Here is an 18471-nt window from a genome sequence, read left to right as displayed (position 1 = left end):
TCTTTTTTGGTTTACGACAAACATGCTAAGGCGATTAAGAATGCCGTAGCGATGGCGAAGGATGGCGATATTATTGTTATTGCAGGCAAAGGGCACGAGACATACCAGATCACGCAGGATGGAACGATTCATTTCGACGACCGCGAGGTGGCAAGAGAAGCGTTGCGAGAGATGCTCTAGCGCCGCCAATTCGAGATAGCGCATTCAACCCATCATTTGTTACAATACATTCGATACGATAACGTTGTTAGGATTAGGGAGGATGCGCATATGAATAAACGTCCGCTCGGCAGAACGGGCTTGCAAATTAGCGAGATCAGCTTCGGCACATGGGCAATCGGAGGCTCTTGGGGGCAGACGGATGACGCCGAATCGCTGCGCGCCTTGGACAAGGCGATGGATGAAGGCGTTAACTTTTTTGATACAGCTGACGTCTACGGCGACGGCAAGAGCGAGCGGTTGCTTGCCCGTGCCACGAAGGGGAAGGAAGACCAAACCCACATCGCCACGAAATTTTGCCGTCAGGGGGATATCCACGATCCGCAGACTTATTCAGAGCAGCGCATTCGCCAGTGGTGCGAGGATAGTCTGAAGCGGCTGGAGCGCGATACGATCGATCTGTATCAAATTCACTGTGCGCCATTTGAAATATTGAAGCAAGGCGCAGTATTCGAAGTACTGGACAAGCTTCAACAGGAAGGCAAAATTCGTGCTTATGGCGTCAGCGTGGAGACGGTGGAAGAAGGCTTGTTCTGCTTAGAGAAGTCCGGCGTGCAGGCGCTGCAAATTATTTTCAACATTTTCCGTCAGAAGCCAATTGCGGAGCTGCTTCCACTGGCAAGCGAACGCGGTGTCGGACTGCTCGTTCGGCTGCCGCTCGCTAGCGGACTGTTGACCGGTAAGTTTACAGCTAATGCGACTTTCGAAGCGGGAGACCACCGGAACTTCAACCGTGACGGTGCGGCGTTCAATGTGGGCGAGACGTTCGCTGGGCTGCCATTCAACAAAGGCGTTGAGCTTGCCTCTCAGCTCGGCTGGATTGCAGAAGGCCGCGGCAACATGACACAGGCTGCCCTCCGCTGGCTGCTGGACTTCAAAGAAATTACTTGCGTCATCCCGGGCTTCAAGAACACTCGCCAGGTCGAGGACAATCTCGGTGCGCTGGCTGTGAAACCGTTCAGTGCCGAAGAACATAAACGGCTGCAGCAGTTTTACGAAGAGCAGATCCACGAATATATTCGCGGCGCTTATTAAGCCCGTATGTGTTGTATGAAATTAATAATGAAGAGACTCTCGGCTGCTTCCTTGCACCGGAGTCTTTTTTATTTATATGCGTTCTTTGCCTATATGGCTTTACCGAGAGAAAGTATACTTTGAAGCAATGACATCAATCAATCAAGGGGAGTTGGCGAGTGAATACAGAGAGGATATTACATCAATTATCTGCAAGATTCAGCGAGATTTTGAAAGAAAACGTAGTCGGCGTCTATCTGCACGGCTCTTTAGCGATGGGGGGCTTCAACCCGGATCGAAGCGACATGGATCTATTGGTCGTCATTCAACATAAGCTCACGAAGGAAGTGCAGCAACAGCTCGCCAAGATGTTGCTTGCCGCACATGATGAATTACCGGGCGGAGGAGGATTTGAACTCAGCGTCATTCTGGAATCCGTAGTTACGGATTTTATCTACCCAACTCCATTCGAATTTCATTATTCGGGTTATCATCGGGAGAAATATCGGACGGATGAGGACTACATCTGCGGGGGATTCACGGACCCGGACCTTGCTGCACATCTTACCGTTATCTATCATCGAGGCCGTACTATAATAGGCAAGCCGATACATAGTCTTTTTCAACCGATTAAACGGGACTATTATATCCAATCCATCATGAATGATATCGAAGAGGCTCCGAAATCGATCGTGGACTCCCCGGTTTATTACACGTTAAATCTATGCCGAGTGCTTATGTACATGAGGGAGGGAGCCGTGTCATCAAAAGAAGAAGGCGGAGAATGGGGCATCGCAACGATACCACAATACGCAGTGGTGATAGCTGGTTGCCTGAATCAATATAGGGGCGAGGAGAACGTGGATAACAATGTACCAAGCAGTGAATACATCCGGTTTGCTGAGTACATGTTGTTTGAGATTGAAGTCGCTAGAACAAGTAACATTTAATTGAAGCAGAGGAGGGGTACGATGCTGCAGATGGATTACAGCCATTACTATTGGCAAGACGAAGCAATAAGATTGCGTGCGATCGCACCGGAAGATTGGGAAAGCTGTTATGCGAGTGCATTCGATACTCCTGCAAGGCAAATGCTCGAGTGTGCAATCGAATTGCCGCCTACCCTATCAAGTGCGAGAAGGTTTGCAGAGGAGAATGCAGACTTTCTTTCATCAAATAGAAGAATTATGTTTACGATTGAAAGCTTGAATGAAGATATCATTGGCGGCGTTAATCTAAACAGTATGGACGAGAGGAACGGAACATTCAGCATCGGGATCGTCATTGATCAGCCGCACCGCGGCAAAGGCTTCGGTACCCGTGCCGTTCATATGCTTCTGAAATATGCGTTCTTCGAGCGGAGACTTCATAAGTTCAATGACTACGTTCTTGAAGGGAACGAGGCATCGGCTGCCATGCTCCGTAAGGTAGGCTGTGTCCAAGAAGGGGTTCGGCGCCAAGTGTTCTACCTCAACGGCAAATATCATGATTCCATCTTGTTCGGACTAACCAAGGATGAATATATCGATCAACTTCGCGGTCTTCCTGTGCAGGACTCAACCTTCCCGCCGATCACTTGAGTTTCTTGGAAAAATCTATGATAATAGTAAAGCTGTTCGAAGGAACCGCTACTATAATAGAAATATCAGGTGAGCAAGAATGAAAACGTTTCTGCAATTGAACACGGTCTTTATCAGCATGGTCATGGAAGCGATTCCGTTCATCTTAATCGGCGCGATAATCTCGGGGCTTATCCAAGCTTTTGTCTCCGATCGGATCATCGCACGTATTATGCCGAACAACCGTTTTCTGGCCACGCTTCTCGGCTGTTTCATCGGTTTATTCTTCCCGGCATGCGAATGCGGGATAGTGCCGATAACGAAGCGGTTGCTGTATAAAGGCGTACCGCTTCCGGCTGCAATCTCCTTCATGTTGACCGGACCCATTATTAATCCGATCGTGCTGTACGCTACATTCATCGCCTTCGGCAATACCTGGCAGATGGCACTCATCCGTGCCGGCTCCGCTGTCGTTGTTGCCACTGTCGTTGCTCTTGCTCTGTCTTATATGTTCAAGACAGTTCCTTTGAAAGAGGGGACCTATCCGGTTGAGGCAGCCGCCGCTTCAGATGTTGCAGTGGTAGTCAAACCACGAAAAGCATGGTACTTGCGAGTCTATGAAGTTATGGTGCATGCGATTGAGGAGTTTTTCGCTTCAGGCAAATTTCTTGTGCTTGGCGCTTTTATCGCTGCCAGCATGCAGATCTTTATTCCAACCTCAACGCTGCTTCATTGGGGCGGCAATCCTGTTACAGCTTCGCTTATTATGATCGCTCTTGCCTTTGTCATGTCGCTCTGTTCAGAAGCAGACGCCTTTATCGCATCGTCGTTCCGAACCACCTTCTCCGTTGGCCCATTATCAGCGTTTCTTGTCTTTGGACCAATGATAGATATTAAAAATACGTTAATGTTGCTCGGTGTTTTCCGTACCAAGTTCGTCGCAGCATTGATCGCGCTTACCGTCATTTGTACACTGAGTATTTCGCTTGTAGTTGAGGGGGTATTCGGATGATTCGGATGGCGATACTGGTAGGTCTAGCGTTAATGTTTCTGCTTATTCATCTCGAAGGCAATTTGAACAAATATATTAATATCAAATACGCTTATCTTTCGATCATTGCCATTGTGTTATTGCTCATTCTATTTATCTTCGAAATTATTCGGCAGTATGATCTGGACCGTAAGAAACAGAAGGGAGCAGCAGCTTCTGACGAACATTCGCACGCCGAGCACCCTGCTGTTGAATGCTGCTGCAGTCATCAAGAGGCTCATGCATGTGATCATGAACACGAACATGATCACGGACATGATCATGGACACAATCATACTCATGCCGGCCGGACGAAACTGTCGCGTGCTTTTACTTATGCCGTGCTATTCTTTCCGGTTGTGACTGGCATCTTCTTGCCCATCCAGACACTCGATTCCAGCTTTATCAAAGCGAAAGGCTTCACATTCCCGAAAATCAATGTGTCAGAGAACAATCCAGGGTTCCATCAATTCTTGAAGGCGGATATGAGTGTTTTCTACAGTGATGAGAGTTATAAGGAAGTGTCGAGAAAAGATTTACAAGACTTTCAATTCTTGTCCGACATCCAGCTGGCGGACGAGAACTACTTGAAGGGGCTTGAGTCCATCTATAACTATCCGAATCTGTTCGTCGGCCGGACGATAAATTTCACAGGCTTCGTGTACAAAGGCGAACAAGCTGATCCTGTGCATGCTTTCGTATTCCGTTACGGTTTTATCCATTGCGTCGCTGACTCTGGTGTATTTGGCATGCAGGTTGAGTTCCCGAGCAACGTAACCCTCAAGGATGACACGTGGGTTGAAGTATCCGGGAAGATGGCTCTCGAATTTTACCAGCCATTCAAGCAGACGATTCCAGTACTGAAGGTGACCAAGTGGGAAGAAATCGAGCAGCCGAAGGAACCGTATGTCTATCGCAATTCATAAAAATGCCACTTGGATTGACCAGTGAAAGTTGGCAACTCAACTTAATAGCCAATTGCAAAAGGAAACCACTAATCTCAATATAGTCAAAGAAAAGGAACCGGTAAAGCAAATGGAAACCGTGTTAGGTAAGTCTGGAGAGTTCATTTCGTTAACAACCGAATTAAGTTAATTTCATGGACTGCTCAATAGAACGAAGATATTAGAAGAGCGCTTGCTGCATGCGATCCAATACACCCGTTAAAACCCGCAGGTCACTAGACTGGCGGGTTTTATTTATCTTATTTTCATAGTGCTTTAGACTCAATACACACGAACAGCCTATTTACTATAATGAGCTTGCAAGGACAGGATAACGCTTCCAGAGATACCAATTCAGGAAAGGGGTAATTTATGAATCTGAGTGCACAAACCGTCAGAAATCTCGATATTCATTACGATCTCCGATTTCTTGGCGAAGAAGGACAGGAAGGTCCGTTTATTGTAAAAGTAGGATCTGTCTCGTACCCCCTTATCAAGCACGACAGCAGCTCATTGAGCGTCAGCAGCTTCATTTCTAGTTCGAATGGTCTATATCCTACTCATTATTGCGCCTCCGTGCCGCATGACAGCGACAAAGTCCAAATGATACGTGTTTATGGCCCGCCTGATCATCAAGGTATCCCAACACTTAAAGCAACCGCCATCTCCACCTCCACTTCGGCTAACGGTAAGGTATTCACGGAAACCGATATAGCCAAATCTATATTATTCCTCAATCCTAGCATTACGGTCCTCACGCCAGTTCACTCGGAAACGGTCCTCCAGCACATGGACGATACACCGGAACTAAGCGACATGGTCTTTATGCTCGAAAGTCTTAAGGACAACTGGAATACACCGACGATCATGAAGGACGAGAATGGCCAGACCATTCTCGATAAGAATGGCAAGCCTTACTTCACCTATGAGCTGCATCCTTACTTGTTGAACTTAACCGCAGGCGCATCTGCTGGCATTAAGAAGAGGATATACAGCGATTCTTCCTTGCGAGGTGTGCGCTGGAATGTTCAGCAAGGCGTCAGCCATATTCAGCAGACGGCTCACACTAATCTGACCGATTCAGCAGTAAGCACAGGCGGCTATCACTATAATCTGAAAGACAGCGGACCGCAGTATGGCGTTTCCGTTAAGGTAGACAAGCTGAAGGATTCATTCGAGATTGACCTGAAAGTGACGAATTCATTCATCCGGCATATGTCCGTCTATGCGACCTTCTACAAAGGGGACGGCGTCACGCCAATCGAGATCAATACGGATGCACTTCTGAACATCCTCCAAGGTGAGAATCTTCTCGATGTACAGCAATGGTTGGAGGCATTGGATGAAGCAGGGCAGCTCATATTGGGCAGCAAATCAGTGAAGTTCATCAGTACCGTCAGTGCAGAAGGTACCTTCTTGGGCATTCCTGTAAGCGAAGCCTCTTCCATCATCTCGATGAAATTGCCGTCCGCTGAGCCCATCGGCAAGCTCCGTCTATCCATCGGGAGCCTCGGCAACAGCAACTCTCATTCCGATGCGGACCCCATGGCGGCATGGATTGGGATCGGGGCGACCGCATTGTTGGACTTGGTCATTCCAACCGTGTCTTTGATCATGACAGTAGGTACCGAGAGCAGCAAGATGTTCGACACGCTATTCAAGAAAATTTCTTTTATCGCGCCTACGGTCTATTCGATCTATACGGTCGTCAAAGATATCATCGATGGTTCGAGCAACACGGGCAACGACGTGAAGAACATGATCTCCTCGATCGCGGATCGGATTGTCTCCAAGCTGCTTACCGGTACCGAGTTTGCCGCCGAACTGGCAGCGATACTCGCAGTGGAAGAAGTCGAAGAAGCGATCCCCGTTGTAGGGTGGGGTCTGAAGGCTCTGGCGCTGGAGGGAACCGTCGCTCAGCTAGCCCAGACGGTAGGTGAAGTCATCGCTGCACCGAGAGTGGTCGATTTTGAATTGACCCTCACGATGGATGCTTCCATAACGTTGAATGCCGCAGCAGATGACGGTCAGCAGCCCGAATTCGCAGCTACCGCATCTTATTACATTGTAACGGCTCAATATAGCGACAACACGACCCGTACTTACAGAGGCGACATTCCGGATCCGAAGGCGGCTAGTGTTTCATTCGAACTAAAAAATATTCCGGTCGGCGGCAAAGTGACGTTCCTCGCTGCGGTTTATTCCGAAGAAGGATGGCTGGTTGGCGGAGGCAAGTCGAAAGAAATGGATAATCTGCTTACCCCTGGCAAGGAACAATTGATCGCCTCGGTAGCTGTGAAGCAAATGCTGTATCCGCTGAGCGAACAGACCACCTACGGCCACAGCCAGCTGCTGGTCCAACAAGGCGGCCAGTATTCCTGGCAGCAAACTCCTAAAGCGCCAACCGAGACGGCAGAGGATCTCGGAACGGGGGGGACGGGACATGTGCTGGAGAGCTTGGCGGGGCTGACGCTCAATTCGAATCTCGGCCTGCTCGGCTACGCGTGGCAAGCTTCCGGCATGAATATCCCGCCTGTCGATGGCGACGACGGGAATAGTGAGCAGCTGTATGCATTCAAGAACATTGCGTATGGTCCGAACCCGAATGCAGGCGTGATGAACGTCCCTGCCGGCTTTAACAAAGCACCGCTGCTTGCATACCCGCAGTTCGGGACGGACAGCGGATCATCTACACAATATTTCTATCTAGACCCGACAGGAGATACAGAGAGCGGTTTCCATCTTCGGCGCATTAAACCGGTAAACGATGCATCGATCCCGCAAGACAGCCCACAGCGCGAATTCGATCTGGCGGCAACCGAGAGCTGGGGCCGATTCAATCTGCAGCCGGTATCGATGGCGTACCACTCCAATGGTTATGTCGTTGCCGTTAATCCGGATTATCCGGTCATGCAGATTTTACATTTGCCTGCCAGCGGAAGCCCGGATGGACAAGCACCTTGGGCGACGATCAATCTCGGACCAGGCACAAGGGAAGGGCTCCTTCTGCAGCCGGAGCTCGTAACCATCGCGCCGAATCAGACGATCTATGTGCTGGAGAAGGGCAATCAGCGAATTCAAGCGTTCAGCCGCGGCGGACATCCGGTCGCAGCCTTCGCTGATTCTAGTCACCCGTACTGGATTACTCTGATCAATCATGACGCTTCACAGGACGTGAAATACCTTGCCATGAGCGTGGAGATTGAAGGCCATATCTACGTCTTAAGCCAATACGGCAACGGCTATGAAGCCGATCAATATAACTTGGATATTTACACGCCCGCCGGCAACCACTTGCTTACTCAGCGAGGCTTGGTCGCAGCGTCGCTCTCCGTGGACTTGTGGCGCAATCTGTATACCCTTAATTTCCAACAAATCAGTTCCCCTGCGGGGCGGACGGAGCCTTCGGTCAGCGAATGGACACCGCACACGCCAAGAAAGGATGGATGAGGATGGATCCAATTACAAGATGGTCGCTGTCCGTTGACGGACTCGGCTATGCAAGCAGATATGATCATGAATGGAACTACGCAGGCGGATTTTCTGTCGTGTGCGCCGGCTATGGCAATCCCAACAATTCTATCGATATCATTCCTTTGGGCGGCGATCTGATCGCGTTGAGGGAGCCTGGTCACGGGTTGTATTGGAACAGCCACTTTGATGACAACATGCATCTGTGGTATGACTATTACAAATACACGTCCGATCAGATCGGTGACGAGCAGAAGTTCCGGCTTATTAATAAAGGGCACGGCCAAATATCCCTGCAGTGCGCCGCCGGCCATTTGAACGGCAAGTATGTGCAAGTCACTGAGGGAGGCTGGTATCCGAGAGAATTTGGTTACGGCAAAGGCACTGTAGCAATCGGACAAGAAACGTCCTTCCATGTAGATGGTGATCTGCTGCCGATTCTGATTATTACCAAATCGGCCAAAGATCTGGATCTGTCCGGTAAAAATTTCTCCGGCTTGAACCTGGACGGCGCGGATTTCACCAATGCCGTGCTCAGCAGGACTAACTTCTCTCAAGTGCAATCCTTTCAGAACGCAAGATTTCCTTTCGCGAATCTCCAGCAAGCAATCTTCGACGGTAAGAGCTTGCACGGCGCCGATTTCACCAACGCCGATTTTACTGGAACCGATTTAAGGAAGATACTTCCTTCGGAGGCGCAGCTATCCCATGCGAAGTTGATCAACGCCAAACTTCAGGATGTCAATCTATCCCGGTCGAATCTAACGTACGCGAATTTCACCGGCGCGGTATTGGACGGAGCCGATCTGAGAGGGGCGGACTTGACCGGCGCGATTCTGACCGGCGCATCGCTGGTCAACACGAAGCTCGACGGCGCAATTATGCACAATACGATATTCGATCATTGCGATCTGACGACGGTTACTTACCAGTATCCGCCGGACTTTACGCGAGGCGAGTCCGGCCGCACTTCCTTCGTGCAGGCTGTCGTTCCTTATAAGCTTCTCGGCGACAATTGGTCCTATTTGGAACTGTCCGAAGCAACGATAAAGGACATTCCGGATACGCTGAAATCGTTGAATGCGAACTATGCGCTGCTGCCGAGCGGATTGGACTTGAGTAAGAAAGACTTACAAGGCGCTTCGTTCATTGGGAGCCGCATGTACGAAATGCAGCTCCAGGGGGCCAACCTAGAGAGAGCACAGCTTATGCACGCGCGGTTGAAAGGAGCGAAGCTGGTCGGCGCCAATCTTTCACTTGCAAACCTGGACAGTGCTTATCTGATCTCCGAAAGCATGGTACAGGGACAACACGGCGATCCCGGCAAGCGTGAAGCCGCATTGCTCACGGAAGCGTTCATGATCGATACGAATTTGAACGGCGCCTTCTGCGACGGAGTGGACTTCTCCGGCGCCTTGTTCATGACGTATGCAGCACTCGATCCAGACGCCAAGGCGAATGCGAATGGCGCGATGATGAATATGACCAAATTCAATAAAGCGGTCCTCATTCAAGCCGATTTCGATTACGCGCAACTGTCCGGCAGCAATTTCAGTGAAGCAACTGTCATTAGTGCTAGTTTCAAGAAGGCGCAGTTAACGCCAAGCACACAACCGCCTAACGAGGATGCCAGTTTCTATAAAGCGGATATACGTGGAGTGGATTGTACCGGTGCGAATATGGATGGGCTTGATATGCGGAATGCCGTAATATCGACTGCACCGGGCGATTTCAAACAAGTGTACACGGATTACTATGGCAAACCAATCCCGTTCATTGTCCATTACACCGCTACTGTGCTAGGTGACACGACTTCAGGCACCACATGCCCGGATGGATCTAGAGGTCCGTGCCATTTGAGTCTGATGGCAACCGGGGCGAACGAAGAGAGCTAGTTACGCGCTTAATGACGTTAATCAACCGAATCCCAGCGGGATCTATATTTCGTTGGGATTCGGTTGAAAAGAAAACAGAGCAAGCAAAGCAATAAACGGAAGCCATTTTAGAACGGGAACCTTCTGGAACGATAAACGTATCTTGTCCCATTGAACATGGACCGCATGAATGAGAACTACATGAATGTGTGCAGGCACAGTTGAAAGAAGCATCGAATAAGGTGATATATGCGGATAGGGAGACGCCTGCTGCAGCGATCGAACTCGGATTTCGGTCCGAAGAATCATACTTCCAGGCAAAGAGGTAATTAGAATGGATTTGGACTTTTTCGCCAGATTGACTGACAAGGAACTTTGTGGCGCATACGAAGGTGACATGGAGTGGATGGAGTCCAATTTTTTGGCCGACAATAATCCTCTTAGATTGCTGTGTGAACAATATGAAGCGGAGACAGGAGGGGACATCGTGATTACGGATGCGATAGAAGCGATTCTGTATGAGATGTCGACCCGGTTTTATAGGATGAAAGTAAAGTAATCTGTATGTACGTCTTGGAATGGAATGAGAGTCGCATGGAATGCGGCTTTTTGTTTTTTGCGTTAACGAATCTATCCATTACATCGCTAGATATCCTCGTTGCACCGACATTAATCTTTTAACAAAAACATACATTACACAAGCCTATACAGCATATACACTTTCTGTTATATTCAGTTTGAAAAGCTTGAATAATGTCGAATATTGTAATTCTGTTTGAGTCTCAATACTCTTATCTGATCCGTATGGGAGGGAAGTAATGCGAAGCAAGTCATGGAATGACGTTGAACCCCAATCCGTGCCATTGTCCCAATCGGAGCTAACTCTTCCGAAAGGAGGAGGCGCCGTTAGAGGAATTGGCGAGACGTTCGAGCCGGATTTATTTACAGGCACCATGCATATGAGTATTCCCATCCAATCATCGCCCTGCAGAGAGTTTGAGCCTGATCTGCAGCTTCGATACAGCTCAGGAAGCGGGAACGGTGTATTCGGATTAGGCTTCTCCTTGTCCGTTTCATCGATCTCCAGACGAACGGATACCGGCATCCCCAGATATGACGGCACAGACCGTTTCCTGTTAGATGGCGAAGAAATGATTCCGAAGCTTGATCCCGACACGAGTAAGCCTCTTAGCCGAATGGTACAAACCGGGGATCAGATTTGGACCGTTACGGATTATATGCATCGATTAGAAGGGTCCTTCGCGAGGATCGAATATTGGCAATCGGCTGAATCATCCTATTGGACCATTGTATCGAGCAACAACATTTGTTCCGTCTATGGTCAGAGCGTTTCGGCTCGAGTCGCTGATCCGGTACGTCCCTTGCGTGTATTTCAGTGGAATCTAGAACAGGACGTCGATGCCAAGGGCAATAAGCGAGTATATACGTATAAGCCCGAGAACGCAGACCCAATTCCTAACGCGCTTTCCGAGCTGAATCGACAACCTTCAGCAGCTGTTTATCTGCACAGTATTGAGTATGGCAATTATTTCGATGACCATAAAGAAGAGAATTTCGCCTATCAACTTGTGCTTGATTACGGTGAATACAATACATCCGATGACGCATTACATCAGGCTGGCAGTACCCCCCATATCCCAAACACCGACTGGGCGGTACGGTCTGATTCATTCTCCAGCTACCGCAGCGGCTTTGAAGTACGGACACATCGGCTTTGCCGGCAAGTGCTGATGTTCCATCGGTTTACAGAGCTTGGTCCAGATCCTTGTCTCGTTCGAATGACTAGATTCTCTTACTCTATCGATCCGATTATTCAGTTGAATCGGCTCGTTTCCGTCGAAATGATCGGATGCCGGAGACAAACAGATGGCAGCTACATCACCCTTTCTACACCACCTTTGGCCTTTACATACGAAGCCTTTCAACCAACACAGCAGCACTTCAGACTTCTTCACACGGAAGAAGACGATACGATTCCGGGCTATCTGGACGGAACATCCTACGACTTCACCGATTTGTTCGGCGAAGGATTGGCTGGCATCATCCAAATTCGCTCCAATGCAGCAACCTATTGGGAACCGCAAGGGGAAGGAACATATTCTCGTCCCCGTATGACTGACAGTTTCCCGTTAACTGAAGAACCTGCAACGGATTCAAGGACATTCACGCTAACGAGTCTGAATGGCGACGGTATTATGGACTTGGTCGTTGCCGATTCGCAATGGGCTGGGTATTACGAGACGGAATACGGACGCACTTGGAGCGGTTTGCAACCATTCAGAAGCTATCCGCTAGAGTATATTCAAAGCCCTTTCCCGAAAGAAATGTCAGACATGCAAGGAGACGGCGTACCGGACCTGGTCGTTTTCGAAGACCGTCAACTCAAGTTTTATCCCTCTATGTCTGAATTAGGATATGGGGCTCCATCTTACGCCGATTACCCGGAAGGGGACTCATCCCGCTTTCCGCTAAGTTCGACGGATCAGGCGACGGAAGTCGTAGCGTTTGCAGACTTCGTCGGCGACGGGCTTGCTCACCGGGTCCGAATTCGCAACGGCAGTATCGAATATTGGCCGAATCTAGGCTATGGTAGGTTCGCATCCGCCGTTCGGATGGAGCGAGCGCCATATTTTGATGACGATTTCGATGCTTCCCGTTTGTTTCTGGGTGATCTGAGCGGTTCTGGATTGACGGATCTTGTATACGTTTTCCCGGATCGGGCGGACATCTATTTCAATCAAGGCGGGAATGGATTCTGTGCACCTGTAACTATCATACTGCCGGAAATTTTCGGTGAAGGGGACCGCATTCAATTAGCCGACATACTCGGCAACGGGTGTGACAGCTTGCTCTTTACGAAGGTCCGTACGGATACCGTAAACCATTATTATTATGATTTCTCCGGAGGACAGAAACCGAACCTGCTGATCCAGACCAATAATGGCATTGGCGCCATCACAGCTATTCAATACGCAAGCTCGGTGAAGTACTACCTGGATGATAAGAAGGCAGGGCAGCGATGGGAGTCCGTTCTTCCATTCCCTGTTCACGTCGTGGAACAAGTTACACTGACTGATGCATGCACCGGCAACCAGTTCGTAACCCGCTATAAGTATCATGAAGGGTACTACGACCCAGTGGAGAAGGAGTTCAGAGGCTTCGGATTCGTGGAGCAGTGGGATGCAGAATCAGGATTGGAGCTGCCGGAAACCGCACCTGTGTATTGGAAGAGATGGTATCATACCGGCTCCGCTTTGAACCCGGCCACCTTATCCCGTCATTATCATGAACAATATTACAAGCAAGATTCGTTCGCATATGTCATGCCCGATAGTCAATTGGATGGAGCATTGCATGAGGCTGACGGCGAGACGTATCGTCAATGCTGCACCGCTTTGAAAGGGCTGTCATTACGGGAAGAAGTGTATGGATTAGATCAGCCTGGCGGAATATCCGAGCATCCGTATACGGTGCACGAGAGCAATTATACGGTGGAACTCATCCAGAGCAGGCAAGACATGCTTTGGGCTTCGCTGCTCGTACATCCTCGAGAGTCGATCGACTATGAATACGAACGGAATCCGAACGATCCGCGCATCGGGCACGATATGGTGTTGGAAACGGATGCTTATGGCCACGTGACCAAAGAAGTTCAGATCCATTATCCGCGCCGTACAACGGCTGAGGCATCGTTGCCGGAACAGCACCAACTGCATGTATCGCTCCAAGTGAAAGAATACATCAACGTTACAGATTCGTTCCATCTTTTGGGCGTGGAATCCGAGGTCCGTTCCTATCAATTGTCGGAGCTCCAGCTTCCAGCTTCGGGCTACTACAGCCTGACAGATATGCAATCTCTGGTGACAGACGCATTGACGCAGACGATCCCTTATGGCGAGGCGCAAACCGCTGGCATCGTTCAAGCGCAGTTGCTCACTTGGGACCGGCATTTCTATTGGAACGCAGATCAGACAGATGCACTGCCGCTCGGCCAAATGACGGGTACGGCGCTTCATCATCACAGCGAGCATGCGGTCACGACGCCAGATCAAATTAGTCGTATTTTCGGATCGCAATTGACTGACCAGATGATGAACGAAGATTGCGGTTATGTTCTGCAAGAGGGGTATTGGTGGAGCCGGGAGCTTGTCCAGCATTATGCATTAGACGCGGATCAGCGTTTCTTCCTGCCTTGGAGAATTGATAACACAATGGCCGCTGGGAACGGGAATCTCTATCACCGAACGGAATTCAGCTATGATCCTTATGGTTTGGTGCCGATTTCCACTGTCCAGTATGTGAACGATACCGTTGCGACCGCGATGTCCGTCGTACTGGATTACAACGTTATCAAGCCGAAGATCATGACGGATGTCAACGGCAATACGGCTCAAGTTCTGTATGATCCGCTTGGAATGGTGATTGCATCATCTTTATTCGGAACTTATCAGAACCAGCGAGTAGGAGACGGCGATCTAACCGAATATGTCCCCGTGAAGGACGGTTCGTTTGAAGATGTGCTGGCTCAACCGGAACGTTATCTTCAACATGCATCTTCTTTCACTTATTACGATGTGTTCGCATGGGGGCAGGGGGAGGGGCCGAACCGTACGGTGGAGCTTTACCGGGAAACCACTGTATCGGAGGAAGCCGGCGGCGCGGCCACGACCCGAATTCTTATAAGTATAAGCTACATGGACGGTTTGGGCCGGGTCATCGAATCGAAGAAAAGGGCGGATGGCGGCGAAGCGATTTCAATGGATGGCTCAGAAGGGATGGCTGCGGTTCCGAAAAAGGTGACCGCGACCGTACGCTGGCTCGTCTCCGGAAAAACCGTATATGACCATAAAGGCAGACCTGTAGAGCAGTATTTGCCTTATTATTCAACCGTTCCTTCGTATGAGGACCAGGCTCTTGCAGCCGGATTGCTGCCACCGCCAACGGTAACCCATTACGACCCGCTCTCTCGTGTATACCAAGTGGATTCGCCCAAAGGGTTCTTCACCAAAACCATCTTCACCCCTTGGGAAGAGGCCCATTACGATTCGAACGATACGATCGCGGATTCCGAGTATTACTTCCAGTTTATGCGGGATTACCCGAGTGAACCGGATACGCGGCAGTTGGACGAGAAGGATGCGCTTCAGAAAGCAGCCCGGTTTCAAGACACGCCGGTCATTCAGTTCAAGGATTCTGTAGGGCGCACTTTTATGCAGCTGCAAGACAACCTGGGGGAAACCTCGAGCGATCTGTTCTCCGATATGGTTAAGGGTAGTGCCGTAAAGGCAATGGATGTTTGGAATGAGCTGCTTCGTCAAGGCTATGTGGACATTACCGATTCCGACAAGGGAAGCGGCCGTACCTCAGCCCGGTTCCGGCCTTATGCTCCGGATTTCCAATTGAAAGTTGCAGACCCATTCGTACCCTTTACCGATGAAATTATTGTACTGCTCAGACAGAGCTGTCTGCCTCAATATACCGGATATGACAGCAAGGACAACGTCCTCTATCAGGTGGGTGCGAGAAACTATTATGCGGGCTTGTCTCAATCTGAAGGCTTAGACAGCTTAAGGAAAGATGTTCAATTTACCTATGATATGCAGAATCGCATCCTGTGCACCGACAGCCAAGACGCTGGCGTTCGGATGGGAATCGACAATATGTATGGCGAGCCCGCACATTCATGGGACAGTCGCGGCTTCCATACCAGCCATCTGTACGATGGATTGCAGCGCGTCCTGCAGATTAAGGTGGACGGTTCGGATCATGCTTCCGATCTTCAGTTGGCACAGACGGTCGAGAAGTACGTCTATGGGGATAATGCCGGTCTAAGCACGGTCGACGCCCAGAACCGCAATCTTTATGGCAAGTTATACACTTCTTATGATCAATCAGGCGTGACGCATCATCAAGCGTACAGCTTGCAGGGCCATATCGTGGCAACGGAACAGCTGTTGCTTACAGACTACACATCAGAACCGGATTGGGGCGGGGAAACGGACCCAACAGTGAACAGCGAGTCCTTCATTACCTCGTTCGCTTACGACGGACTGGGAAGGTTGACAGCAGAGACCTCTGCGGATCATACGGTCTATAGAACGAATTACAATCTTAGCGGTCAATTACAAAAGGTTACCGTCGATTTCCCGGAACAAATGAGTGTGCCGTTCATACAGGACATCCAGTACGATGCGGACGGGCAGCATACGTTGATTACCCGAGGCAACGGAACGACAACCGCCTTTACTTACGAAGAGACGACCCGCAGGCTGCTCGGTATCATAACGAAGCGGTCAGCCTCCGATGCGAAAGGACAGGCAAGGACTGAGATCTTGCAAAATCTGTCATACGCGATGGACCCGATCGGAAATATTACAAGATCGCGTGATTACAGCTTCCAGACGGTATTTCAAAACCAACAGATCGTGGAGCCTTTAAGTGACTACACGTACGATGCGCTCTATCGGTTGATTCAAGCTTCGGGCAGACAGCATCCGGGAATATTGCCTGACACGCATGCGACTGGTTTTAAGCAAAGTCTGTGGATGTCGGCGAACCCGCCGCATCTGAATGACGCAGAGAAACTTGAAAACTACACGGAAACCTATGCTTACGACGAGGCAGGCAACAAGGTCCAGACCCGACATGCGGCTGCTTCCGCCAGTTGGACGCGGACCATGGAGGTGTGTGACGACTCCAACCGGTTAAAACAATTGACCTCAGGCAACCAATCAGGCGAGCCGATCCAGCTCCAATACGATAACAACGGCAACCTGCTCGCATTGGAGAATTTAAGCTCGATGCAATGGAATTACCGCAATAACCTGGCTAACGCTACGGTCATAGCGAGAGACGGCGATCAATCCGACCGTTCTTACTTTGTGTACGACAGCGGCGGCAAGAGAGTCCGTAAAGTGCTGGAGCGCAAAATAAGTGATGGATTAACCGAAATTCAAGAAAAGATCTATATCGGCCGAATGGAAATCAAGAGAATTGCGCGCGTCCAGAATAATGTTCGGACACTGATATTGGAGCGCTATTCTTATCGAGTCATGGAAGATGACCGAACGGCAGCTCTCGCGAATTACTGGACCACGGATACCATGGGACGCGAGACGGATACGCCTGGCAAGCGGCAGCTGCGGTATCAATTAGACGATATTCTCGGTTCGTCCGCCATGGAGGTGGATGAGACTGCTTCCTTGATCAGCTATGAAGAATACTTCCCTTACGGCGGGACGGCCTACTTGACAGGACCGGACCAGCGAGAAGTACAGCTCAAGGAATACCGCTACAGCGGCAAGGAGAGGGACGATTGCACCGGTCTGTATTATTACGGTGCACGCTATTATCCGCCTTGGCTGGGACGATGGATGAATGCTGATCCAGCCGGAACAGTGGACGGGTTGAACCTTTATGCTTTTGTCGGCGGCAATCCTATTCGATTCGTCGATCCGGAAGGAATGGCGAAGCACAATAATAATACGAAGAAGACTAAAGGGAACGGACCAAAGAGCGGCAAAGTCTCCAAGAAAAAAATTGCTGCCCATATGAAAGCCAAGCAGTTGAAGAAGGATCTTACGAAGTTTACCAATGGCGATGCGCTCACCCAGGCGAAGACGATTGAATCGATGAAGGGGCGGCGGCTCCGAGTAACGAAGGAGCGAGCGGATCATATCCGCAAGGTGCTTCACAAGGCAGCGGATCGAGCGCAAGTAGAGCTGGATCAATTCGATGTGCCGCCAAGCTCAGGCAATTCCTTGCCGACCAAGGTGGCCAATCCGCACGGCGTACAAGGCGGGCTTTTTGTCGGCAAATCGGACTACATCGAGAAGCAGCAGATCGTATCCAAAGCCAGCCTCAACGTAGACGGGCGCGATTCCACCAATGACACGATGGGCAAAGCGAGTGCGTTCCATGCTACGAACAACTTGCCCGCCAGTCTGTACTCCAAGAGGGACGATTCCAATATCGGCGGCTTAGGAGAAGCTTGGTGCCATCTCATTGCCCACTGTCTGGGCGGCGCGGAATCATCCGATAATCTGGTAGCGGGCAGTCAAGGCTCCAACCTTGTCCAGTTAGGTGTAGAGCTAGCCGTAAAGGATTTTGTCCACGCTACGGGCGAGAAGCTGCACATTAAGGTTGGCGCAAAAGTTCGGCTGAAGAACGACGGCACGATGACGCATATAGCTGATGAATTCTTCTATCAAATCTTTGACATGCATGGCAAGCAGATATACGCAACCAAGTTCCAAGCGAATATACTTCGAGCCGATACGCTCCAGAAACAGAAGAAGACGGAGGCTACCAAGAGCTTAAATAAGCATTTCGGTTATTAA

At 49.9% G+C, this 18471-nt stretch carries 10 protein-coding genes; all 10 read left to right on the top strand.

The genetic code is table 11. The features are described from left to right. The first annotated feature begins 6 nt into the window (after window positions 1-6). On the top strand, window positions 7-180 hold the full coding sequence (locus PKO01S_RS01170) for a hypothetical protein (RefSeq protein WP_174818530.1): 174 nt from the start codon (window positions 7-9) through the stop codon (window positions 178-180). Between the two features lie 90 nt (window positions 181-270). Continuing rightward, on the top strand, window positions 271-1254 hold the full coding sequence (locus PKO01S_RS01165; RefSeq protein ID WP_127529444.1) for an aldo/keto reductase: 984 nt from the start codon (window positions 271-273) through the stop codon (window positions 1252-1254). A 158-nt stretch (window positions 1255-1412) separates the two neighbouring features. After that, window positions 1413-2183, top strand: a complete 771-nt coding sequence (locus tag PKO01S_RS01160) for an aminoglycoside adenylyltransferase domain-containing protein (protein ID WP_127529443.1) — start codon at window positions 1413-1415, stop codon at window positions 2181-2183. Between the two features lie 21 nt (window positions 2184-2204). Beyond that, window positions 2205-2813 carry a GNAT family N-acetyltransferase gene (locus tag PKO01S_RS01155; protein WP_127529442.1) on the top strand — a complete coding sequence of 203 codons (609 nt, stop codon included), beginning with the start codon at window positions 2205-2207 and terminating at the stop codon, window positions 2811-2813. 79 nt (window positions 2814-2892) lie between these two features. After that, complete coding sequence (locus PKO01S_RS01150) at window positions 2893-3804, top strand: permease (protein WP_127529441.1); 912 nt, start codon at window positions 2893-2895, stop codon at window positions 3802-3804. Beyond that, entirely contained in the window at window positions 3801-4748 is a 948-nt protein-coding gene (locus PKO01S_RS01145) for a TIGR03943 family putative permease subunit (RefSeq protein WP_127529440.1), read from the top strand. Before PKO01S_RS01150 ends, PKO01S_RS01145 begins: the two co-directional genes overlap by 4 nt. An 807-nt stretch (window positions 4749-5555) precedes the next feature. Next, window positions 5556-8216, top strand: coding sequence for an NHL repeat-containing protein (locus tag PKO01S_RS01140; protein ID WP_246070393.1), 2661 nt, complete (start codon window positions 5556-5558; stop codon window positions 8214-8216). Between the two features lie 2 nt (window positions 8217-8218). Then, the gene (locus PKO01S_RS01135; protein WP_127529438.1) at window positions 8219-10132 is read left to right on the top strand and encodes a pentapeptide repeat-containing protein; all 1914 of its coding nucleotides are present in this window, start codon (window positions 8219-8221) and stop codon (window positions 10130-10132) included. 313 nt (window positions 10133-10445) lie between these two features. Continuing rightward, the gene (locus PKO01S_RS01130; RefSeq protein WP_127529437.1) at window positions 10446-10670 is read left to right on the top strand and encodes a hypothetical protein; all 225 of its coding nucleotides are present in this window, start codon (window positions 10446-10448) and stop codon (window positions 10668-10670) included. 259 nt (window positions 10671-10929) lie between these two features. Further along, window positions 10930-18471, top strand: a complete 7542-nt coding sequence (locus PKO01S_RS01125; protein ID WP_127529436.1) for a SpvB/TcaC N-terminal domain-containing protein — start codon at window positions 10930-10932, stop codon at window positions 18469-18471.

Origin of the sequence: Paenibacillus kobensis NBRC 15729, from assembly GCF_004000825.1 — a bacterium.
Classification (GTDB): domain Bacteria; phylum Bacillota; class Bacilli; order Paenibacillales; family Paenibacillaceae; genus Paenibacillus_T; species Paenibacillus_T kobensis.
This window is presented reverse-complemented; position numbering and strand designations above follow the sequence as displayed.

Bases quoted from the DNA above. Each gene is read 5' to 3' on its own strand.
- PKO01S_RS01165 (WP_127529444.1), top strand. From the start codon at position 271: ATGAATAAACGTCCGCTCGGCAGAACGGGCTTGCAAATTAGCGAGATC.
- PKO01S_RS01155 (WP_127529442.1), top strand. From the start codon at position 2,205: ATGCTGCAGATGGATTACAGCCATTACTATTGGCAAGACGAAGCAATA.
- PKO01S_RS01150 (WP_127529441.1), top strand. From the start codon at position 2,893: ATGAAAACGTTTCTGCAATTGAACACGGTCTTTATCAGCATGGTCATG.
- PKO01S_RS01145 (WP_127529440.1), top strand. From the start codon at position 3,801: ATGATTCGGATGGCGATACTGGTAGGTCTAGCGTTAATGTTTCTGCTT.
- PKO01S_RS01140 (WP_246070393.1), top strand. From the start codon at position 5,556: ATGGACGATACACCGGAACTAAGCGACATGGTCTTTATGCTCGAAAGT.
- PKO01S_RS01135 (WP_127529438.1), top strand. From the start codon at position 8,219: ATGGATCCAATTACAAGATGGTCGCTGTCCGTTGACGGACTCGGCTAT.
- PKO01S_RS01130 (WP_127529437.1), top strand. From the start codon at position 10,446: ATGGATTTGGACTTTTTCGCCAGATTGACTGACAAGGAACTTTGTGGC.
- PKO01S_RS01125 (WP_127529436.1), top strand. From the start codon at position 10,930: ATGCGAAGCAAGTCATGGAATGACGTTGAACCCCAATCCGTGCCATTG.